The sequence below is a fragment of the Latilactobacillus fuchuensis genome (genome assembly GCF_900258455.1).
Taxonomy (GTDB): domain Bacteria; phylum Bacillota; class Bacilli; order Lactobacillales; family Lactobacillaceae; genus Latilactobacillus; species Latilactobacillus fuchuensis.
On sequence record NZ_LT984417.1, the window covers coordinates 867,670 to 888,917 of the forward strand.

Consider the following 21,248-nt stretch of genomic DNA (forward strand, 5'->3'; position numbering starts at 1 on the left):
ACGAACAATTATTATAATACGACGGATATTGTCCGCTAATTGGAGGAGAAAGATGACTAACGAACTCATTTATTCAGGTAAAGCGAAGGATTTGATGACGACTGATAATCCGGAAATTTTAAAAATGGTCTATAAAGATCAGGCGACTGCGTTAAACGGCAAACGTAAAGAACAGATTGTCGGCAAGGGTCGCGTTAACCATCAGATTTCGAATTTAATTTTTGATTATTTAAAACAAAAGGGAATTGAAACCCATTTGGTTCAAAATTTATCAGAAACCGAACAACTCGTTAAAAAAGTTGAGATTATCCCGTTAGAAGTCGTTTTACGCAACGTTGTAGCTGGCAGTTTCGCCCGTAAGTTTGGGCAACGGGTCGGTCAAACCTTACAGACCCCGATTATTGAATACTATTTCAAAAACGATGCGCTGGATGATCCTGCGATTAATATCTCACAAGCCACGGCTTTGAAACTGGTCAGTTTAGCTGAGATTCAAACGATTGAAGCGATGACCAACACGGTTAATCAATTACTAACTGAGTTGTTTAATCAAATTGGGATTGATCTGGTTGATTTCAAATTAGAATTTGGTCGTTATCGGGGCCGCTTGATTTTAGCGGATGAATTTTCACCGGATAATTGTCGCTTGTGGGATCAAAAGAGTCACGCATCGCTCGATAAAGATGTTTTCCGTCAAAATCAAGGCGATTTAGTGACGGTTTATCAAGAAGTATTACAACGCTTAGACCAAACAATTGGAGGACAACAACATGTATAACGTTCAAGTACACGTCACTTATAAAGATTCAGTACTCGATCCACAAGGCCAAGCCGTTCAAGGGGCCGTTGCTCGTTTAGGTTTTGAAGGCGTCGATCATATGCGGATTGGTAAATTCTTCGAGATGCAAGTTGCTGGTAGTGATCAAGCCGCCGTCACTGAAAAAGTGGAAGCCATCTGTGATCAATTATTAGCCAACCCCAACATGGAACAATATCGGTATGACATTCAAAGTATGGAGGCTGAATAATGAAATTTGCCGTCTTGGTGTTTCCGGGTTCTAATTGTGATGCCGATTTATACCACGCGATTGTTGATGCGTGTCACGAAGAAGCAGCTTATGTGCCTTATACGGCAACCAGTTTAGCTGGTTTTGACGCTGTTTTAATCCCAGGTGGTTTTTCATACGGTGATTATTTACGGAGTGGCGCGATTGCCAAACTAGCACCGATCATGGCAGCCGTTATTGAATTTGCGGAAGCGGGCAAACCAGTTTTAGGAATTTGCAACGGTTTCCAAATTTTAACTGAAGCCGGATTATTGCCAGGAACGTTAATGCCCAATCGGCAAACTCATTTCCTATGCGATACGGTCGCACTCCAAGTGACCAACAATCAAACGATGTTTACCAATCAATATGCAAATGGCGCCCAAATTGCGTTGCCAATTGCGCACGGTGAAGGCAATTACTATTGTGACGCCCAAACCTTGGCTACATTAAAAGCCAATCAGCAAATTGCGTTTACGTATCAAGAAGACGTCAATGGGAGTTTGGCCAACATTGCCGGCATCACCAATCAACAAGGCAATGTCTTAGGCATGATGCCCCATCCCGAACGGGCGGTTGAAGCTTTATTAGGTAGTACCGATGGGTTAAACGTGTTTAAATCAATTTTAACGACTTTTAAAGGGGTGAGCCAAGTATGATGACCATGCCAACACCAAATGAAATCCAAACGACCAAGCTTTATCAAGAATGGGGTTTATTGGATAGTGAATATCAATTAATTTGTGATCAAATCTTGAATCGTTTACCGAATTACACCGAAACCGGCTTGTTTTCGGTGATGTGGAGTGAACATTGTTCTTATAAGAATTCGAAACCCGTTTTGAAAAAATTCCCCAATGATGGTCCCCACGTCTTACAAGGGCCTGGTGAAGGCGCCGGTATTTTAGACATCGGTGACGGTCAAGCGGTTGTTTTTAAAGCTGAAAGTCATAACCATCCGTCGGCTGTTGAACCGTATGAAGGCGCAGCGACTGGGGTTGGTGGCATCATCCGCGATATCTTTTCGATGGGTGCGACGCCGATTGCGATTTTGGATAGCCTCCGCTTTGGCGAATTAAACGATAATCAAACGAAATACTTAGTCCAAGAAGTGGTCGCTGGGATTGCCGGTTACGGCAATTGTATCGGGATTCCAACGGTCGGCGGCGAAATTGAATTTGATCCTTGTTATCAAGCCAACCCGTTGGTCAACGCCATGTGTGTCGGTTTGATTGATCAAAAAGATATTCAACAAGGCAAAGCCCAAGGCGCTGGTAACAGTGTCTTATATGTCGGTGCTAAAACCGGTCGTGATGGGATTCATGGGGCCACTTTTGCCTCTGATGAATTTGCGGATGGTAAAGCGACACAACGTTCCGCGGTGCAAGTCGGCGATCCATTTATGGAAAAACTATTGATGGATGCCTGTTTGGAATTAATTTTAGATCATCCGGATTGGTTAGTTGGAATTCAAGACATGGGCGCTGCTGGTTTGGTCTCATCAACCGCTGAAATGGCTTCGAAAGCTGGGACCGGTATGATTTTAGACCTCGATCAAGTGCCACAACGCGAGACAGAAATGTCGGCTTACGAAATTATGTTGTCCGAATCACAAGAACGGATGGCACTCTGTGTGAAAGCGGGCTTTGAAGAACAAGTCATCACCCTTTTCAAAAAATATGATTTAGATGCCGTTCGGATTGGTGAAGTTACGACGGCCCAACAATACCAACTCTGGCATCAAGGCCAACTAGTGGCTGACTTACCGGTCGATGCGCTCGCTAGTTCTGCACCGGTTTACCATAAAGCACAAGCTAAACCACAACGCTTAATCGATTTTGAACAACAAGCCGCTTATCAACCAGAATTGACAGATACGAAACAAACTTGGTTGGATTTGTTAAAACAACCCACAATTGCGGATAAGAGTTCATTCTACAAACATTATGATGCCCAAGTTAAAACCAATACGGTTGTTCTACCTGGTAGTGACGCTGCGGTGATTCGGGTGCGTGGGACTAAAAAAGCGTTAGCGATGACCACCGATTGTAATGGTCGCTATCTCTATTTGAATCCGAAGGTCGGCGGTCAAATTGCCGTTGCTGAAGCGGCCCGGAACATCGTCGCAGCTGGTGGGCAACCGCTCGGGATTACCGATTGTTTAAATTATGGGAGTCCTGAAAAACCAGAAGTTTTCTGGGAATTCGATCAAAGTGCACAAGGGATTGCAGAAGCGTGTCGTCAATTTGGCACCCCGGTCATTTCAGGAAATGTCTCACTTTATAACGAATTTAACGGTGAAGCGATTTATCCAACGCCGATGATTGGGATGGTCGGGTTGATTAAAGACACCGACCACATCACGACTCAAGATTTTAAAGCAACCGATGATCTGATTTACTTAGTTGGTGACACCGATGACGACTATGCCGGTAGTGAATTGCAAAAAATGTTAACGGGCAGCATCAGCGGTCAACTGGGCGCCTTCTCATTAACGACTGAAGCCCACAATCAAGACCTGGTTTTAAACGCGATTCAAGCCGGTTTAATCACCAGTGCCCATGATTTAGCAGAGGGCGGTCTCGCGATTGCATTAGCGGAAGCGACCTTTAAAAATCAGTTAGGTTACGCCGTGCAAGTCGATTTAACCAGCGCACAATTATTCTCCGAAACCCAATCACGCTTTATCTTAACGGTTAAACCGGATCAACAAGCGGCCTTTGAAACGGTAGCAGGTTCGGCAGCGCAGTTGATTGGCTGTGTGACTGATAACGGTCAAATGACAATTCAAACCAAAGATGAAAGTCTGACATTAGCGGTTGAAACGGCTAAATCAGCTTGGAAGGCGGCCATTCCATGCCTAATGAAATAAAGAGTTTAAATGAAGAATGTGGCATCTTTGGCGTTTGGGGTCATCCCGATGCCAATCAGCTGACATACTTTGGTTTGCATAGTTTGCAACATCGAGGTCAAGAAGGCGCCGGGATTGTGACCAATGATCGCGGTCGGTTAAAAGGGTACCGCGATCGCGGTTTGTTGGCCGATGTCTTTCGAAATCCAGAAAATCTGGCGCAATTAACCGGGTTAGACGCGATTGGTCATGTGCGCTATGCAACGGCCGGCAGTCACGGCTTAGAAAATATTCAACCGTTCTTGTTTGATTTTGCGGATGGTCAATTCGCATTAGCGCATAACGGCAATTTAACCAATGCGGTCAGTTTGCGGCGGGAATTAGAAGCGGCTGGATCAATTTTGAAATCAAGTTCTGATTCTGAAATTTTGATGCATTTGATTCGCCGGGCGCCAGGTCCTGATTTACATCAACAAATTAAACGCGCCTTACAACAGATTCACGGTGGCTTTGCTTACTTATTGCTGACCCAAGATTCGATGATTGCCATGTTGGATCCGAATGGTTTCCGGCCGTTATCGATTGGTCAGATGCAAAATGGGGCTTACGTCGTTGCTAGTGAAACGTGTGCGTTAAACGCGGTGGAAGCGACTTTTATTCGCGATGTTCAACCGGGCGAAATTGTGACCATCGATGACGAAGGGCTTCATTCCGATTTCTTTACAACTGACACAACCTTATCAATTTGTTCGATGGAATATATCTATTTTGCCCGACCTGATTCCGACATCTGCGGTGTCAACGTGCATACTGCCCGTAAACGAATGGGTCAGCGGTTAGCACAAGAAGCGCCGGTTGAAGCGGATATGGTGATTGGGGTGCCGAACTCTTCATTATCGGCGGCTAGCGGTTATGCTGAAGCCAGCCAATTACCGTATGAAATGGGGTTGGTGAAGAATCAATACGTTGGTCGGACCTTTATCCAACCAACGCAGGCCCTGCGTGAACAAGGCGTCAATCGTAAGTTAGCCGCCGTTAAAAGTGTGGTGGCTGGCAAACGGGTGATTTTAGTCGATGATTCAATCGTTCGTGGTACAACCAGCAAACACATTGTCAAACGGTTAAAGGCGGCCGGTGCGCTAGAAGTTCATTTACGAATTGCTTCGCCACCGTTGAAATACCCGTGCTTTTACGGGATTGATATTCAAACCCGCGAAGAATTGATTGCCGCTCACCAAAGTGTCGCCGAAATGTGCGAGACGATTGGTGCCGATTCATTGGCCTTTTTAAGCCAACAAGGATTAATTGATGCAATTGGTCTTAACAAGGATGCGCCTTATACAGGCTTATGTATGGCCTACTTTAATGGTGATTATCCAACGCCACTTTATGATTATGCCGCAAATTATCAAGCGAGTCTAAATGCAGACAAGGAGTAACCTAAATGACAAATGCTTATCAAAAAGCCGGGGTCGACGTAACAGCCGGTTATGAAGTCACCCGCCGGATTCAAAAACAACTCAAAACTGACGATGGTAACATTGGTCGTTTTGGCGGTCAGTTTGCCTTAGCGTTAACTCAATATCAATCACCAGTATTGGTCTCCAGTACGGATGGGGTTGGTACCAAGTTGATGGTCGCTTTTGAGGCCGATCAACATACAACTATCGGAATTGATTGTGTCGCGATGTGCGTCAACGACATTGTCGCTCAAGGGGCCCAACCGTTGTATTTCTTAGATTATTTAGCGGCCGGTCAAACCAACCCCGATAAGATCGAACAGATCATTCAAGGGGTTGTGACGGGTTGCCAACAGGGGCAAATGGCTTTAGTCGGTGGCGAAACGGCTGAAATGCCGGGGATGTACGCTGAAAAACATTACGATTTAGCTGGTTTTGCGGTTGGGATTGGTGAACAAGCCGACTTATTAACCGGAGACGATATTCAAGCTGGCGATGTGTTGATTGGGATTGCGTCTAGCGGATTACATTCAAACGGCTTTTCACTGGTGCGGCAAATTTTATTTGAACAAAATCAATTGACGGTTGATAGCCAATTACCAGAATTACCAGGTCAAACCCTAGGTGAAGTCTTATTAACACCGACTCAGATTTACGTTGAGGCCATGCAACCCTTGCTCAAAAAGCATTTAATTAAAGGCGCTGCTCATATTACCGGCGGCGGCTTTATCGAAAACGTCCCCCGGATGTTACCTGAAGCAGTGGCGGCCGTGATTGAATTAGACAGTTGGCCAGTGCTACCGATTTTTAAAGCGTTAGCGCAATACGGTCAATTGGACGAACTTGAAATGTATAACATCTTCAATATGGGGATTGGCATGGTCTTAGCGGTTGCACCGGACCAAGCGGCAACCGTCTTAGCCGAATTGAATCAAGCGCAGACCCAAGCTTTCCAAATTGGGACGGTTCAAACGCGACAACAAAATGCAGTTGAATTGGTGGGTCGTTAGATGAAAGTCGCCATTTTTGCTTCAGGGACCGGTTCGAATTTTGAAGCGATTGCCGATCATGCGGGTTTGAAATCTGCCGGATTAGAAATTGTTCAGCTCGTTTGTGACCAACCCAGCGCGCCGGTAATTGTCAAAGCCCAGGATCGCGAAATTCCAGTGACGGTTTTACGACCTAAACAGTTTGCCAGCCGGCAAGTTTACGAACAAGCGATTGTTGATCAATTAGCGCCATTAGCGGTTGATTACATTTTATTGGCGGGTTATATGCGGATTATTACGCCTGTCTTGTTAAAGGCGTATCCGCAACGGATTATTAATATTCATCCGGCGTTGTTGCCGGCTTTCCCCGGGATTCATAGTATTGAAGAAGCGTATCAAGCGCAGGTTACCGAAACCGGCGTCACGATTCATTACATCGATGAGGGTGTCGACAGTGGACCGATTATCGCGCAAGCGGTGGTGCCATTACGTGCTGGAGAGTCGTTGGTGGCTCTTGAAACCCGGATTCATGCCACGGAACATCAATTATATCCAGAAGTGATTCAAACGTTGATTAAATCAAATTCAAAGGAGCATTCGAGCAGATGAAGAGAGCGTTAATTAGTGTTTCAGATAAAACAGGAATCGTTGAATTCGCACAAGGACTAGTCGCAGCCGGTTATGAGGTGATTTCGACGGGTGGGACTTTAAAGAAACTAGCCGAATCCCAAGTACCAGTGATTGCCATTGATGAAGTCACTCATTTTCCAGAAATGCTTGACGGTCGGGTTAAAACCCTACATCCCAACATTCACGGTGGTTTGTTAGCCAAACGGGATAATCCTGACCATATGGCCGTTTTGGCTGAACACGATATCACGCCAATTGATTTAGTTTGTGTCAATCTCTATCCGTTTAAAGAAACGATTCAAAAAGCGGGAATCACTGAACCCGAAGCGGTTGAACAAATCGATATTGGCGGGCCTTCAATGTTGCGTTCCGCTTCTAAAAACTTTCAATCCGTGTATGTTGTCGTCGATCAACAAGACTACGCCGCTGTTTTAGACCATGTTCAATCTAGCGAAGATGAATTAGATTACCGTCGTTACTTAGCCGCAAAGGCATTCCGGCATACGGCTGCTTATGATAGTTTAATCGCTGATTATTTAACCCAAGCCGTTGGAATTGAATTTCCTGAAAAATTAACGCGGACTTATGACTTCAAACAAGCGCTCCGTTATGGCGAAAACGCCCATCAAAAAGCCGCTTTCTACCAAGCGGGGTTACCAAGTGCTTTCTCGATTGCCAGTGCGCAACAATTGCATGGTAAGGAATTGTCATACAATAACATTAAAGATGCCGATGCCGCGGTCAAAGTCGCTGCTGAATTTAGCGAACCATGTGTCGTTGCGATGAAACACATGAATCCGTGTGGCGTTGGTTTAGGCACGACGATTTACGCCGCTTGGCAAAAAGCTTACGCAGCCGATTCAACCTCGATTTTTGGTGGGATTATCGCCTTAAATCGTGAAGTCGATGCGCAAACTGCCACGGAACTCCACAAACTATTTTTAGAAATCATTATTGCGCCTAGTTATTCAGATGAAGCGTTAGCGATTTTAGAAAAGAAAAAGAATCTGCGCGTGATGACCCTTGATTTCGATCAAGTCAAAGAGGCTGATCGATTCGAAACGGTTTCGGTCATGGGTGGGTTACTCGTTCAAGAACGCGATCAAGTGGTCGATCAAATGAGCGAATTAGAAACGGTCACAACTAAAGCCCCAACAGAAGACGAAAAAGCGGCGATGCTCTTTGCTCAACGGATTGTTAAACACGTCAAGAGTAACGCCATCGTGATTGCCACTAAGGACCAAACCTTAGGGATTGGTGCGGGCCAAATGAACCGAGTCGGTTCGGTCAAAATTGCGTTAGAACAAGCGTTAGCCAATGGTTTAACCACGCCGTTTGTTTTAGCATCTGACGCGTATTTCCCAATGAATGATAGTGTTGAATTTGCGGCTGAACACGGCATTACCGCGATTATTCAACCAGGCGGTTCAATTAAGGATCAAGATTCAATCGACATGGCCAATCAAAAAGGGGTCAGCATGGTCTTCACAGGCCGGCGTCATTTCAAACATTAATCAAAAAGGACGGAAGACGATGAAAATTTTGGTGATTGGTAGCGGTGCGCGGGAACACGTATTGGCCAGAGAATTGGCGCAAAGTCAGCGGGTTGAAACGGTTTATTGTCTACCCGGCAATCCGGGAATGACCTTGGATGCGATTCAAACCGTGGCCGTTGAACTAACCGATTTTGCAGGGATGATTGATTTTGCACAACAAAATGCGATTAGCTACACAATTGTTGGACCGGAACAACCGTTAGTCGCCGGGATTGTCGATGCCTTTCAAACGGCCGGGCTCACGATTTTTGGGCCAACGAAAGCCGCCGCTGCTCTTGAAGGTTCGAAGACGTTTGCCAAGGAAATAATGGCTAAAGCGCAAGTGCCGACTGCTGGTTATCAAACTTTTACGACGGTGACACCGGCTTTAGCCGCCTTAGCAGCGCAAAATTATCCAGTCGTGATTAAAGCGGATGGCTTGGCAGCCGGCAAAGGCGTGGTGATCGCACCGGATTTGGCGGTCGCAACGACTACGATTGAACGCTTCTTTGAACAAGGTGTGACGAGCATTTTAATGGAAGACTATTTAAGCGGCGAGGAGTTCTCACTGATGGCGTTAGTCGCCGATGGACAAGTTTACCCACTACCGGTCGCGCAAGACCACAAACGGGCCTTTGAAGGCGATCTTGGGCCGAATACCGGTGGAATGGGGGCTTATTGTCCCGTGCCGCAGGTTAGTGCCGCGGTTGTTCAAGAAACTGTGGACCAAATTTTGCAACCCGTCGTCGCTGCGATGGCGGATGTCGGTACGCCTTTTACGGGTGTCTTATACGCGGGGCTGATTGCCACGAAAGCGGGCGTTAAGGTAATTGAGTTTAACGTCCGTTTCGGTGATCCAGAAACCCAAGTTGTTTTACCACGGATGACTGGCGACTGGGCCCAAGTGTTTGAACAATTGGTGAGCCACAAAACACCAACTTTAACGTGGCAAACTGACGGGATGACTCTCGGGGTGGTTGTCGCAGCTGAGGGGTATCCGACTGAGGCGACCGTGCCGGTTGAATTAGCCCCAACGTCACAATTTCAAGCAGCGACGAGCCAATTTAGTTTTGCCGGCGTGGCCGGTACGCAAGATCAATTGATTGGCACGGGCGGACGCCTGTTGACAGCGGTCGTGACGGCAATCGACCTACCAACCGCCAGACAACAAGTTTATGCTGATTTAAAAGCTTTAGCCCAACCGGGAACCTTCTACCGTCAGGATATTGGTCATCAAGCTTTGACCTAAAATGGTCGAACTATGCTATACTAAAGGTCCTTGGCAGGGGCACGTTATGATTTAAGTGCTGACTCATCCGATTAGCTTCTGAGTATAGCCTAGAATTGCGAATTATGACTGGTTTTAGTCGTAATTTGCGATTCGTAGCTAGACGGAAGAAGTTGGCTGAGAAGCACGTTATCAATTGCGTATCAAGTAAAAAAGCAGTTTATCCCGACACTGAAGGATAAACTGCTTTTTGAATTTGAATGGAAATTAATAAATTAGTCGTTAACGTGGGGGAATTCCGCTAATAAGAGTTCACTGGCGATTAGCGCTAGCAAACTGATAATGAAATAGGTCCAATGGAGGCCGCTCGACCAGCTGAATAGATAAGCGTCCACGCCAACCAAAATAATAAATAAGACGCAATTGGTGACTAAGCCAATTTTAAAGGTCAATTGACTCGCAATTGTCGCAAATAATACAATCGAAAGAAAAATAATTAAAAAAGTTGCAATCAAAATAGTATCCACCTAACATCGTCTGAAATTAAAGTCTGCCTTCATTCTACTATAAGAAGGCAACGACGACAAATGAATTTAAATCGGTCCTCAATCCATTTTATTAATAAATATTAGTCATTTAGTTACACTTTCTTCAAATTTAGCGTGTAGAGTAGTGTTTGTATTCATAAAATGGGCCAATTAATGGACAATAAATTGATAAACAAGCTATACTATTGACAGATATTGGCTAACAATTGAGGTGATTAAAAATGGTTCGTGAAATGAACGCAGCAGCCCAAGATCCACGGGTGCAAAGGACGAAACAACAATTAAGACAAGCGCTAGTAACCCTGTTGAAAACAGAAACACCTAAAACGATTTCGATTCAAACGGTGACGAAATTAGCTGGCATCACACGGGGCACTTTTTATTTACATTACGATGATAAACAAGATTTTATGCAAGCGACCATTCAAGATTTAATTGATGATTTCTATCAGAAGGTAACCGTTAGTCAAACGACTAAACCGACTTGTGATCAGGTTAATTTACAAGCGCTATTCGAATACGTTGAACAAAAACAACAGACGTTTAAGGTCTTTCATCAGAATGAAGCGACACTGGCCTTTAAAGACCGTTTAACGCAAGAAATGCGCCAATTATTACAAACTTATATTGAGGTCCAATTTAAAGAGGCCTCACAAGCAGATCAAATTGAAATGAGCATCACAGCCGACTATCTAGCGGGTGCTAGTCTCGTTTTAGTCTTCAAATGGATTGAAGACGGTTTGGTCTATTCGCCACGTTATATGGCTAAGATATTGTACCAACTCGTTCAAATGCCAAATGTCCATTTTGATTTAGCACAATTTTTTATTGAAACCCAAGAAAGTATTGACTAGGTCCCAAATATTTGGTATCATATGAACGTTGTAATTGTGAGCTCCACAGCTGCAACCGCGCATTCTAAGGCATTAAGTACTACTTTTTGTAGGCACCTTAGTTGGCGAGTCTAAGAAAAAATAGGAGGTGCACACATGTACGCAATTATCAAAACAGGTGGCAAACAATATAAGGTAGAAGCTGGTCAAGCTATCTACGTTGAAAAGTTAGCCGCAGAAGCTGGCGAAAAAGTAACTTTTGATCAAGTTATTTTAGTGGGCGGCGAAACAACTAAGGTTGGGACACCAAACATCGACGGCGCTACTGTCAATGGGACTGTTGAAAAACAAGGCCGTGAAAAGAAAGTTGTTACTTTCAAATACAAGCCTAAGAAACACAGTCATCAAAAGAAGGGCCATCGTCAACCATATACTAAAGTAATGATCGACGCTATCAACGCCTAGTTGAGGGAAATAAGATGATTAAGGCTCACTTTGTCGTCAATGCGGATTCGCAAATTATTTCTTTTCAGATAACGGGTCATGCCGACTCGGGTCCTTACGGAAGTGATATCGTTTGTGCAGCTGTTTCAGCTGTTTCGATTGGTACGATTAATAGTTTACAAAAATTGGCTGGTTTTGAACCAGTGGTTGAAGCAGATAACCTCAATGGTGGTTTGTTGAACTGTCAGATTCCGGCAACGGTTGAAGGCCAAGCTTTGGCAACAGCGCAAATTTTGTTACAGAATTTGCAATTAACGTTACAGGATATCACAGAACAATACGGACAGTACATTCACGTACAAACTACTCGTAAATAAACAAAACAGTTAATAAGCAGGAGGTGCATTTCGATGTTACAAATGAATTTACAATTCTTCTCTCACCATAAGGGTGGCGGTTCAACAACCAATGGCCGTAACTCAGCTGGTCGTCGTTTAGGTTCAAAACGTGCTGATGGTCAAACTGTCACTGCTGGTTCAATCCTATACCGCCAACGCGGTACTAAGATTCATCCCGGTGAAAATGTTGGTCGCGGTGGCGATGATACATTGTTTGCTCTTATCGAAGGTGTCGTTCGTTTCGAACGCTTCGGTAAAAACAAGAAAAAAGTTTCAGTATATACTGCAGAAGCTAAATAATAAAACAAATAAAACACTCGCGTTTGTGGGTGTTTTTTTGTTGGGTAGGCTCTGGTGAGTCAATTTGAATTAATCAATGGTTACTGTTATAATAGTGACTTATAGTAATCATCCATTGACAATCTAACAGTGAGTTACTCACGGCTAGCGGACTATTTCGTTAGTGACACTTAGGGTTGGCAATCGCCAGCCCTTTTTTACATACCCGCTAAAGTCAGGTTTACTTCGGAAAAACTTGCTTTTAGACGTGTTTTCTTGCTATGATTAGTTTAATGAGATACTTTTAAAAAAGTACGGAGGATAAGATATGTTATCAGTTAATGAATTTAAGAATGGCTTAACGATCGAATTTGACAATAACCTATGGCGGATTGTTGAATTCCAACATGTTAAACCAGGTAAGGGTGGCGCTTTTGTTCGTTCTAAGCTAAAGAACTTAAGAACCGGTGCTAACCAAGATAAGACATTCCGTTCAACTGAAAAAGTTGAAAAAGCGATTATCGATACAAAATCAATGCAATATCTATATGCTGATGGGGATAACTACGTGTTCATGGATACTGAAACTTATGAACAATTAGAATTACCAGAAACGCAAATTACTGAAGAATTAAAATTCTTGAAAGAAAATATGCAAGTCTCAATCATGATGCATGGCAGTGAAACCTTAGGGGTTGATTTACCAAAGACCGTTGATTTAGTGGTAGCTGCAACCGAACCTGGTATCCGTGGCGATACTTCTTCGGGTGGTACTAAACCGGCAACTATGGAGACTGGTTTGGTCGTTCAAGTGCCATTCTTCGTCAACGAAGGCGATGCTTTAACAATTAACACCAGTGATGGGACTTATATTTCACGGGCCTAAGCACCTCGTTTTAAAAATAACGAGCGATTAGGATTTTCGTTTGGAGGGTTATTGATGGCTGAAGAGACAAACATTGTGCTTGATGCGCAAGAAAATTCATTAGGTAAAATTCAAATGGCACCTGAAGTGGTTGAAGTGATTCTTGGAATTGCGGCTGGCCAAATTGAAGGTGTGCACCAAATGCGTGGGACCTTATCATCATCGATTAATGAACTGTTTGGTCGTTCAAATCACGGCAAAGGAGTTACATTAAAAGTTATTGAAGGTAAAGTTAACGCGGATGTTTATGTTTACTTAAATTATGGTGTATCCGTTCCGAAGGTCGCCTTAGCGATGCAAGAGGCTTTGAAAGAACAACTTTTGTTCATGACCGACTTAGAATTAGCTGAAGTCAATGTACACGTTGTTGGCGTCGTAACCGAAAAACCACAAAATATTATTGATCCAGATGACTTATTTAGCGATGAAACACCTGATCAAGATGGAGACCAAATTTAATGTCAAATTTAAATCGACACCAGATTCGTCAAGCGGCTTTTCAAGTGCTATTTGCGATGAATGCAAATCAAACACTGACAGCGGAAGAAGCGTCCCAAGCGGTCCTCACGATGGACCAATTTGACGCTGAAGAAGTTGAAGCAGTGGCTGTCCCTGACTATTTAACTTTTCTAGTAGCCGGTGTGACGGAAAATCAAGCGGCTTTAGATGAGGCCTTAACGCCTTATCTGAAGAAGGGTTGGCAATTATCACGATTGGCCAAACCGGATTTAATCATTCTCCGACTTGGTTTGTTTGAAATGCAAAATTCAACCGAAGCGCCTGCTAAAGTTGCGTTGAACGAAGCGCTTGAATTAGCAAAACAATTCACTGATGACCAAGCTAAAGGCTTCATCAACGGTGTCTTATCAAAATTTATTGAAAATAAATAGCGACACTAAGCCTAGTCAATCATCATTTTGACTAGGCTTTTTTGTAACATTCCTTGCAGGCAATTTAATGGGGCATCCGTTTTTTAACAGCTTGATTAAAGATGACCCGAACATCATTTTTGTGACTTGAATTATGCTAAAATGGAATAATCAAATAAGTGATGAGGGGTTGTTAAGATTGGAATTATTAGATGGTAGAGCATTAGCAAATCAATTGACAGACGAACAAACATTGGCGGTTGATCTGCTGAAACAACAAGGCGTGACACCTAAACTAGTTGTGATTATGGTTGGTGAAGACCCGGCAAGTGCCATTTATACGCGTAATAAACAAAAACGTGCAACTAAAATCGGCATGGCGTCTGTTTTGAAAAAGATGTCGGCTGAAACAACGGAAGCTGAATTATTAGCCGTTGTTGAAGCTTACAACCAAGATCAAACGGTTGACGGTATTTTAGTCCAACTCCCATTACCACCCCAAATTAACGAAGATCGTGTCATCCAGACGATTGATCCGAATAAAGATGTGGACGGTTTTAGTCCGGTCAACATCGGTAAACTGTGGATGAACCAACCCGGCTTAGTGGCTTGTACCCCCCAAGGTGTCATGGCGATTCTAGCCGCGCATAAAATTAATGTGGCTGGGAAGAACGTTGTGATTGTCGGACGCAGTAATATTGTTGGACGACCATTAGCGGCTTTAATGCTTAACGCCAACGCCACGGTGACAATCGCGCATAGTCGAACGAAGCATTTACAGGATTTAACGAAGACCGCGGATATTTTAGTCGCAGCGGTCGGCGTTGCTCATTTATTTGGAGCGGTTGACGTTAAACCGGGCGCAGTCGTGATCGATGTCGGCATGAATCGTTTGGCTGACGGGACGGTGACCGGCGATGTTGATTTCGAAGCCGTTCAAGACCAAGTGAGTGCCATCACCCCAGTTCCCCGCGGTGTGGGCCCGATGACCATCACGATGTTGATGGCCCAAACGATTGAAATTGCTAAAGGACGTGTCAAACGTGGTTAAACCAACCGATTATTTAACGGTGACAGCATTAACGCAGTATTTAAAAGCCAAATTTGAACGTGATCCGTATCTTGATCGCGTTTATTTAACGGGTGAAATTTCCAATTTTCGTCTGCGACCAAATACGCATCAATATTTCAGTTTAAAAGATAACAAAGCTAAAATTAGTGCAATCATGTTTAAATCGGCTTTTGAAAAACTAAAGTTTACCCCTGAAGAAGGCATGAAGGTCTTGGTAGTGGGCCGGATTTCACTGTATGAAGCGACCGGTAACTATCAAATCTATGTGGAACGAATGGAACCGGATGGTCTGGGCGCACTCTATCAGGCCTATGAACAATTGAAGGCTAAATTGGCGACGGAAGGTCTTTTTGAATTACCGAAAAAAGTGATTCCCCGCTTTCCAAAACGCATTGCCGTGATTACGAGTCCCTCGGGAGCTGTGATTCGCGATATTATCACAACGACTAACCGTCGGTATCCAATCGCACAAATTGTGTTATTCCCCGCCGTTGTGCAAGGTGATGGGGCGGCGGATACTTTAGTCAGCCGCTTAGAACAGATTAATCAACTGGGTCAATTCGATACGATTATCATCGGTCGGGGTGGTGGTTCAATTGAAGATTTATGGCCGTTCAATGAAGAACGAGTGGCACGCGCAATTGTCGCCAGCCAAATCCCCGTGATATCATCAGTCGGCCATGAAACCGATACGACGATTGCCGATTTAGTCGCTGATGTGCGGGCCGCAACGCCGACAGCTGCGGCCGAATTGGCGACGCCTGTATTGACCGATGAATTGTTGAAATTACAACAACAACGGCTACGACTCGCACAAGCGTTCACCCAACAGTTAGCCCTCTTGAAGAAGCAATTAGCGCACCTACAAGGGAGCTATGTGCTGACCCAACCGCAACGACTGTACGATGGTTATTTACAAAACGTTGATCAATTAAAGCGACGGTTATTATTAGCACAACAACAATTATTGAAAAACCAACGCCAACAATGGCAATTACAACAACAGCGATTAATCAGCAATTCACCGCTTAAAACGGTGACGCAGACACAAACGACGATCGCTGATTTACAACAACGCTTGAATCGCGCCACGCGTCAGAATTGGTTCAACCAGCGACAACGGGCTAATCAAGCGATTGCGAGCTTGGATTTAGTCAGTCCGTTAAAAGTATTGGGTCGCGGTTTTGCGTATGTGACTGATGAAGAACACCACGTCTTAAAAAAGACAACCGATTTTGAAATCGGTCATGCTATTCAATTACACGTCCAAGACGGGTTAGTTGAAGCGCAAATTACGAAAACAAATCAAGGAGACGTTTAATCATGGCAGAAAAAAAACTAAGCTTTGAAGAAAATTTACAACAATTAGAAGCAATTGTGACTGAATTAGAGACGGGCGATGTGCCACTTGAAAAGGCAATGACCGAATTTCAAAAAGGGGTTAAGCTCAGCCAAACCTTAGAAGAAACCTTAACGAAGGCTGAAAAAACAATGGCGAAAGTGATGGCCGATAGTGGCGAAGAAGTTGCTTTTGATGCTGAGGCGAAGTAGCGATGACTGATTTTACAACATTTGGTCAGCAACAACGACCACAGTTCGAAGCTTATTTAGAACAGGCGCTAGCGCATCAACTGGAAGAGCCAACGTTAAAAAAGGCGATGCAATATTCAGTGATGGCCGGGGGCAAACGACTACGGCCATTGTTATTATTTGCCGTGTTAGAGAGTGCGAAGCTGCCGATTGATTTGAACGCGATGCGCGTGGCGGGCGCGTTGGAATTAGTGCATAGTTATTCGCTCATTCATGATGACTTACCCGCGATGGATAATGACGATTTACGTCGAGGACGACCAACGAACCATAAAGTTTTTGGTGAGGCCCAAGCCATTCTAGCGGGCGACGGCTTATTGACGTTAGCGTTTGATTGGTTGACGACCACTAACTTGCCAGCCGACAAACAAGTTCAATTAGTCCGGATACTCGCCCAAGCGGCGGGGGCTAATGGGATGGTTGCTGGACAGGTTGAAGATATTGAAGGTCAAACCAAGCAATTACGGTTAGCTCAATTGAAACAATTACACCATTTAAAAACCGGTTGTCTGATTGAAGCGGCCGTTGAGATGGGTGCGCTATTGGCGGATTTAAACCCGATTCAAAAAGCAGCCCTATTAACATTTGCTAAATATTATGGTTTGGCTTTTCAAATTCAAGATGATATTTTGGATGTGACTAGTACGGCAGCGGTGATGGGTAAAGCGGTCCACAAAGATGCGATTGAACAGAAAAATACATTCCCAGGATTATTGGGTTTGGCGGGTGCGCAGGCTGAACTTGAGCAGACTTGTCAACAGGCCCAACAAGCCTTACAATCATTAATCGGTTTAGATCAAACCTTATTAAATAGCTTTTTGAGTTATTTTGACGAACAGGAGAACAAATGAAAAAAGAACGCGTAGATGTGTTATTAGTCGAACAAGGACTATTCGAATCCAGAGAACAAGCTAAACGGTCGGTCATGGCTGGTGAAGTTTACGATAAAAATGATGAACGACTCAACAAACCAGGCGAAAAAATTGATGCTGAAGCCATTTTACACGTTAAAGGCCGTAAGATTCCGTACGTGGGTCGGGGTGCTTTAAAATTGGCTAAAGCCGTTGATGTTTTTGGCATTGATTTACAAGATAAGGTGACGCTTGATATTGGTTCATCAACGGGTGGTTTTACCGATGTTGCGTTGCGTAATGGGGCAAAATTATGTTACGCATTGGATGTTGGTTATAATCAATTAGCATGGAAATTGCGTGAAAATCCTAAAGTAGTCGTGATGGAACGGGTCAACTTCCGTTACAGTCAACCGGCAGATTTTACAGCGGGGCAACCTGATTTTGCGATGACCGATGTCTCGTTTATTTCGTTGCACAAAATTCTAGTCCCTCTAAAACCGATTCTAAAAGAAAACTGTGAAGCGGTCGCTTTAATCAAGCCGCAATTCGAAGCAGGTCCGGCCAATGTCGGTAAACACGGCATTGTGCGCGATCCAAAGGTGCATAAGGCCGTCGTGACGGATATTGTCGAATTTAGTTTGGCGAACGGTTATGATGTGTTGAATCTTGATTTTTCACCGATTAAAGGTGGCGAAGGCAATATTGAATTCTTGATCCATTTACGCAATACGACCAAAGAAGTCGGTGAACTAGCACCGACTGTCAATATCGATGCGGTCCTAGAATCGGCCTACACTGAATTAAAACGACCTTCTAATTAATAATGTATAAAACTTTGTATTTTATGCATAAATGCGCTATCATGTGAAGTATCCAAACAACGACATGAAGAGGGGTTTCCTAATGCGTAAAGTAGAGCGACAACGACTGTTAAAAAATTTGATTCAAACTCATGAAATTGAGCGCCAAGAAGATTTTGTCAAACTTTTGCAGGCGCAATCAATCGACGTGACGCAAGCCACGATTTCACGTGATATTAAGGAAATGCAACTGATTAAAGTTCCCAATGCGGATGAAGGGTACCATTACAGCCTGCCGCTTGAAAAAAAGATGGATGTTAAAGAAAAATTACGCCGGCTCTTTAAAGAAGCGTATTTAACGCATCATCAAAAAGACTATTTTATCGTGATTAAAGCGTTGCCCGGTAACGGGACCGCAATTGCGAATATATTAGATCAATTACAGGCAGAAGCGATTTTTGGCACAATCGGTGGTGATGACACCGTGTTGGTAATCTGTAAATCAGAAGTACAAGCCCAAGAATTCTCAATCTTTATCGAAAACTTGCTGAAGTAATTTGGCAAGTTTTTTTAACAATTAACGTATTGACGAAAGGGGTCCAATGGCATGTTACAAGAATTAGTCATTCATGATTTTGCAATTATTGATCACTTGGCCATTAGTTTTGATCAAGGCATGACCGTGTTGTCCGGTGAAACAGGGGCGGGTAAATCGATTATCATCGATGCCGTTGGTTTATTGGCCGGTGGTCGTGGTTCGCAAGATTTCATTCGAACTGGTGCTAAAAAGGCCACTTTGGAAGGCTTATTTACGATGACCAAAAATGGGACGACCGCCGACGTATTAACCGAATTTGGCATCGAACACGATGATCAAACGGTTTTATTGCAACGCGATATCGCCGTTAATGGGCATAACGTATGTCGGATTAATGGCCGCTTAGTCAATACGACAACTTTAAAAAGGGTCGGTGAAACCCTAGTTGATATTCATGGTCAAAATGAACATCAAGAGTTAATGCACCCAGACCGTCATTTGGGCTTGTTAGATGAATTTGCCCACCAATCAATCGCACAGACCAAACAAGCCTATCAAGTGGCCTATCAAGCTTATCGTCAGACGCAACAAGCGTTGAAGAAAAAGCAACAGAATGAACAGGAATGGGCGCAACGTTTGGACATGCTCCAATTTCAAACCAATGAAATTGATGCGGCACAATTACAAGCCGGCGAAGAGACCCAACTGATCGAAGAAAAAACGAAATTAGCGAACTTTCAACGGATTAATCAGGCCCTCCAAGCCAGCCAGATGATATTGGCGGGTGAGGAAGGTAATGCCGTTGATCAGATTGCGATTGCGATGAATCAGATGCAAGAAATTGCACCATTGGATACAGCCTTCCAACAAATTGCTGAAAGTTTACAAACGGCCTATTATACGTTGCAGGATTGTGGCAGTGATCTTAATCATGAACTGGATTCGTTGGAATGGGATGAAGCCCGGTTAGATGAAATCGAACAACGCTTGGCGACGATTACTGAATTGGAACATAAGTATGGCGATTCAGTGGCTGAAATTTTAGCTTATGGCCAACGCATCACTAAAGAATTGCAAGCGATGCAAGCAACAGAAGCGAATGCCACTGAATTGGAAGAACAATTAGCACAGCAAACGGGCGCGTTAACGCAATTGGCGACCGAATTAAGTCAATTACGTCAGCAAGCGGCCCAACGCTTAGAAATTGCGGTTCATCAACAGTTGAAAGCCTTATATATGGATAAAACGGTGTTTACCGTTCACTTTACGGAGGGCACCACCCAATTAATGAGTACTGGGATTGATAAGGCTGAATTTTATATCCAACCGAATCCTGGTGAAAAAATGCGGCCACTGGCTAAGACCGCTTCTGGTGGGGAATTATCCCGACTGATGTTGGCCCTTAAAACGATTTTTTCTGAATCGCAAGGGGTGACGAGTATCATCTTTGATGAAGTTGATACTGGCGTCAGTGGGCGAGTTGCCCAAGCCATTGCCAATAAAATTTATCAAATTGCGCAACATTCACAAGTTTTATGTATCACCCATTTGCCGCAAGTCGCTGCGATGAGTGATCATCAATATCAAATTAAAAAGCAGATTAACCACGACCGAACGGAAACAACCGTTCAAAAAGTGACGGGTCAACAACGGGTCGCCGAATTGGCCCGGATGTTAGCCGGTACCGAAGTCACTGAATTAACGAGTGAACATGCTCAAGAGTTGGTCGAATTAGCGGAAGCTGCGAAAAAGAAGTTGTAACAGCAGTTCAATACGCAAATCAAAAGGCCCCCATCCATTTTTTGATGAGGGCCTTTTGAATAGGGCTAGTTTTTAAGAATGTAGCGGACTTGATTGGCTGTGACAATTTTGTAAAGGTTTGAACGACTTTCTTTTAAGAGGTAAGTCGTTGCGTTGATTTGGCGGATCAGTTGACCAGTCACTTGTTGGACGTGGTCTTGCACGTTGAATTGAACGGTTAATTGATAATGGTGTTGGAAAGCCTGCGTCAAATAAAGGGCAATCTGCTTGGATTGCATCTGTGGTTGATCAACAAAATCATGATTAAGCGGCGCGAGTTCGAAGAACTGTTGGTACCGCTTGATGAGTGTCTGACTAAAACCGACGACCTGTGCTTGTTTGAATTCCATATTAATTATCCCCCGAACGTTTGTTTGTATTTCTATTATACGAACAAATGTTCTGATTTGCAAGTCGCAATTTTTATTTTTTTTCGGGTATAATTAAGTAAACAGAAAAAGGCGAAAATTTCAAGTTTAAGTTAGCCACTTTTAGTTACTATGTTTTAGGTCTTAGTATCTAGCTATCGAACTGAAATGAGTTGAACCCTGTTTGTTAA

25 protein-coding genes and 1 other annotated feature are annotated in these 21,248 nt (G+C 43.8%); of the genes, 23 read left to right on the forward strand and 2 right to left on the reverse strand.

The window, feature by feature from the left end; translation table 11 throughout:
- Positions 1 to 52: 52 nt before the first annotated feature.
- Genes purC through purD form a run of 9 tightly spaced genes read left to right on the forward strand, consistent with a single transcriptional unit; the run spans position 53 to position 9,760 of the window.
- The gene (gene purC, locus LFUMFP_RS04035) at positions 53 to 778 is read left to right on the forward strand and encodes a phosphoribosylaminoimidazolesuccinocarboxamide synthase (protein ID WP_025082465.1); all 726 of its coding nucleotides are present in this window, start codon (positions 53 to 55) and stop codon (positions 776 to 778) included.
- The gene (purS, locus tag LFUMFP_RS04040; protein ID WP_056950154.1) at positions 771 to 1,028 is read left to right on the forward strand and encodes a phosphoribosylformylglycinamidine synthase subunit PurS; all 258 of its coding nucleotides are present in this window, start codon (positions 771 to 773) and stop codon (positions 1,026 to 1,028) included. Before purC ends, purS begins: the two co-directional genes overlap by 8 nt.
- Positions 1,025 to 1,705, forward strand: a complete 681-nt coding sequence (gene purQ, locus LFUMFP_RS04045; protein ID WP_269843913.1) for a phosphoribosylformylglycinamidine synthase subunit PurQ — start codon at positions 1,025 to 1,027, stop codon at positions 1,703 to 1,705. The genes purS and purQ overlap by 4 nt, the downstream gene beginning before the upstream one ends.
- Positions 1,702 to 3,918 carry a phosphoribosylformylglycinamidine synthase subunit PurL gene (gene purL, locus LFUMFP_RS04050; protein ID WP_106483093.1) on the forward strand — a complete coding sequence of 739 codons (2,217 nt, stop codon included), beginning with the start codon at positions 1,702 to 1,704 and terminating at the stop codon, positions 3,916 to 3,918. The genes purQ and purL overlap by 4 nt, the downstream gene beginning before the upstream one ends.
- Complete coding sequence (gene purF / locus LFUMFP_RS04055) at positions 3,903 to 5,336, forward strand: amidophosphoribosyltransferase (protein ID WP_056950148.1); 1,434 nt, start codon at positions 3,903 to 3,905, stop codon at positions 5,334 to 5,336. Before purL ends, purF begins: the two co-directional genes overlap by 16 nt.
- Positions 5,337 to 5,341: 5 nt before the next feature.
- Positions 5,342 to 6,367 (forward strand): phosphoribosylformylglycinamidine cyclo-ligase, encoded by a 1,026-nt coding sequence (purM, locus tag LFUMFP_RS04060; RefSeq protein WP_106483094.1) that lies wholly within the window; start codon positions 5,342 to 5,344, stop codon positions 6,365 to 6,367.
- Positions 6,368 to 6,955 carry a phosphoribosylglycinamide formyltransferase gene (gene purN / locus LFUMFP_RS04065; protein WP_025082468.1) on the forward strand — a complete coding sequence of 196 codons (588 nt, stop codon included), beginning with the start codon at positions 6,368 to 6,370 and terminating at the stop codon, positions 6,953 to 6,955. It abuts the gene before it with no gap.
- Positions 6,952 to 8,490, forward strand: a complete 1,539-nt coding sequence (purH, locus tag LFUMFP_RS04070; protein WP_025082469.1) for a bifunctional phosphoribosylaminoimidazolecarboxamide formyltransferase/IMP cyclohydrolase — start codon at positions 6,952 to 6,954, stop codon at positions 8,488 to 8,490. Before purN ends, purH begins: the two co-directional genes overlap by 4 nt.
- A gap of 19 nt (positions 8,491 to 8,509) precedes the next feature.
- The gene (purD, locus tag LFUMFP_RS04075; protein WP_025082470.1) at positions 8,510 to 9,760 is read left to right on the forward strand and encodes a phosphoribosylamine--glycine ligase; all 1,251 of its coding nucleotides are present in this window, start codon (positions 8,510 to 8,512) and stop codon (positions 9,758 to 9,760) included.
- A 254-nt stretch (positions 9,761 to 10,014) separates the two neighbouring features.
- On the opposite strand, the gene LFUMFP_RS04080 is transcribed toward purD, so the two are convergent.
- Entirely contained in the window at positions 10,015 to 10,254 is a 240-nt protein-coding gene (locus tag LFUMFP_RS04080) for a hypothetical protein (protein WP_025082471.1), read from the reverse strand.
- Between the two features lie 254 nt (positions 10,255 to 10,508).
- On the opposite strand from LFUMFP_RS04080, the gene LFUMFP_RS04085 reads away from it, so the two are divergent.
- From LFUMFP_RS04085 to recN, 14 genes are all read left to right on the forward strand, one after another.
- The gene (locus LFUMFP_RS04085) at positions 10,509 to 11,141 is read left to right on the forward strand and encodes a TetR/AcrR family transcriptional regulator (RefSeq protein WP_025082472.1); all 633 of its coding nucleotides are present in this window, start codon (positions 10,509 to 10,511) and stop codon (positions 11,139 to 11,141) included.
- Positions 11,142 to 11,184: 43 nt separating this feature from the next.
- Positions 11,185 to 11,263 (forward strand) — a sequence feature (ribosomal protein L21 leader region).
- 13 nt (positions 11,264 to 11,276) lie between these two features.
- The gene (gene rplU / locus LFUMFP_RS04090; RefSeq protein WP_025082473.1) at positions 11,277 to 11,585 is read left to right on the forward strand and encodes a 50S ribosomal protein L21; all 309 of its coding nucleotides are present in this window, start codon (positions 11,277 to 11,279) and stop codon (positions 11,583 to 11,585) included.
- A gap of 14 nt (positions 11,586 to 11,599) precedes the next feature.
- Positions 11,600 to 11,941, forward strand: a complete 342-nt coding sequence (locus tag LFUMFP_RS04095) for a ribosomal-processing cysteine protease Prp (RefSeq protein ID WP_025082474.1) — start codon at positions 11,600 to 11,602, stop codon at positions 11,939 to 11,941.
- A 33-nt stretch (positions 11,942 to 11,974) separates the two neighbouring features.
- Positions 11,975 to 12,262, forward strand: coding sequence for a 50S ribosomal protein L27 (rpmA, locus tag LFUMFP_RS04100; RefSeq protein ID WP_025082475.1), 288 nt, complete (start codon positions 11,975 to 11,977; stop codon positions 12,260 to 12,262).
- Between the two features lie 307 nt (positions 12,263 to 12,569).
- On the forward strand, positions 12,570 to 13,127 hold the full coding sequence (gene efp / locus LFUMFP_RS04105) for an elongation factor P (protein WP_025082476.1): 558 nt from the start codon (positions 12,570 to 12,572) through the stop codon (positions 13,125 to 13,127).
- A 54-nt stretch (positions 13,128 to 13,181) separates the two neighbouring features.
- The gene (locus LFUMFP_RS04110; RefSeq protein ID WP_025082477.1) at positions 13,182 to 13,625 is read left to right on the forward strand and encodes an Asp23/Gls24 family envelope stress response protein; all 444 of its coding nucleotides are present in this window, start codon (positions 13,182 to 13,184) and stop codon (positions 13,623 to 13,625) included.
- Positions 13,625 to 14,056, forward strand: coding sequence for a transcription antitermination factor NusB (gene nusB / locus LFUMFP_RS04115; protein WP_025082478.1), 432 nt, complete (start codon positions 13,625 to 13,627; stop codon positions 14,054 to 14,056). The genes LFUMFP_RS04110 and nusB overlap by 1 nt, the downstream gene beginning before the upstream one ends.
- A 133-nt stretch (positions 14,057 to 14,189) precedes the next feature.
- Positions 14,190 to 15,086 carry a bifunctional methylenetetrahydrofolate dehydrogenase/methenyltetrahydrofolate cyclohydrolase FolD gene (gene folD / locus LFUMFP_RS04120; protein WP_199190553.1) on the forward strand — a complete coding sequence of 299 codons (897 nt, stop codon included), beginning with the start codon at positions 14,190 to 14,192 and terminating at the stop codon, positions 15,084 to 15,086.
- Positions 15,079 to 16,428: an exodeoxyribonuclease VII large subunit gene (xseA, locus tag LFUMFP_RS04125; protein ID WP_106483097.1), complete on the forward strand. Its 1,350-nt coding sequence runs from the start codon at positions 15,079 to 15,081 to the stop codon at positions 16,426 to 16,428. The genes folD and xseA overlap by 8 nt, the downstream gene beginning before the upstream one ends.
- A gap of 2 nt (positions 16,429 to 16,430) precedes the next feature.
- The gene (locus LFUMFP_RS04130; RefSeq protein WP_025082481.1) at positions 16,431 to 16,658 is read left to right on the forward strand and encodes an exodeoxyribonuclease VII small subunit; all 228 of its coding nucleotides are present in this window, start codon (positions 16,431 to 16,433) and stop codon (positions 16,656 to 16,658) included.
- A gap of 2 nt (positions 16,659 to 16,660) precedes the next feature.
- A complete protein-coding gene (locus LFUMFP_RS04135) occupies positions 16,661 to 17,548 on the forward strand; it encodes a polyprenyl synthetase family protein (RefSeq protein ID WP_025082482.1) in 888 nt (295 codons plus the stop codon).
- Complete coding sequence (locus LFUMFP_RS04140) at positions 17,545 to 18,372, forward strand: TlyA family RNA methyltransferase (protein ID WP_025082483.1); 828 nt, start codon at positions 17,545 to 17,547, stop codon at positions 18,370 to 18,372. Before LFUMFP_RS04135 ends, LFUMFP_RS04140 begins: the two co-directional genes overlap by 4 nt.
- A gap of 82 nt (positions 18,373 to 18,454) precedes the next feature.
- The gene (gene argR / locus LFUMFP_RS04145) at positions 18,455 to 18,907 is read left to right on the forward strand and encodes an arginine repressor (protein WP_025082484.1); all 453 of its coding nucleotides are present in this window, start codon (positions 18,455 to 18,457) and stop codon (positions 18,905 to 18,907) included.
- Between the two features lie 51 nt (positions 18,908 to 18,958).
- Positions 18,959 to 20,650 carry a DNA repair protein RecN gene (gene recN, locus LFUMFP_RS04150; RefSeq protein WP_106483098.1) on the forward strand — a complete coding sequence of 564 codons (1,692 nt, stop codon included), beginning with the start codon at positions 18,959 to 18,961 and terminating at the stop codon, positions 20,648 to 20,650.
- Positions 20,651 to 20,715: 65 nt separating this feature from the next.
- Here recN and LFUMFP_RS04155 read toward each other — a convergent pair whose 3' ends face one another.
- A complete protein-coding gene (locus tag LFUMFP_RS04155) occupies positions 20,716 to 21,039 on the reverse strand; it encodes a hypothetical protein (protein WP_025082486.1) in 324 nt (107 codons plus the stop codon).
- Between the last annotated feature and the right edge of the window lie 209 nt (positions 21,040 to 21,248).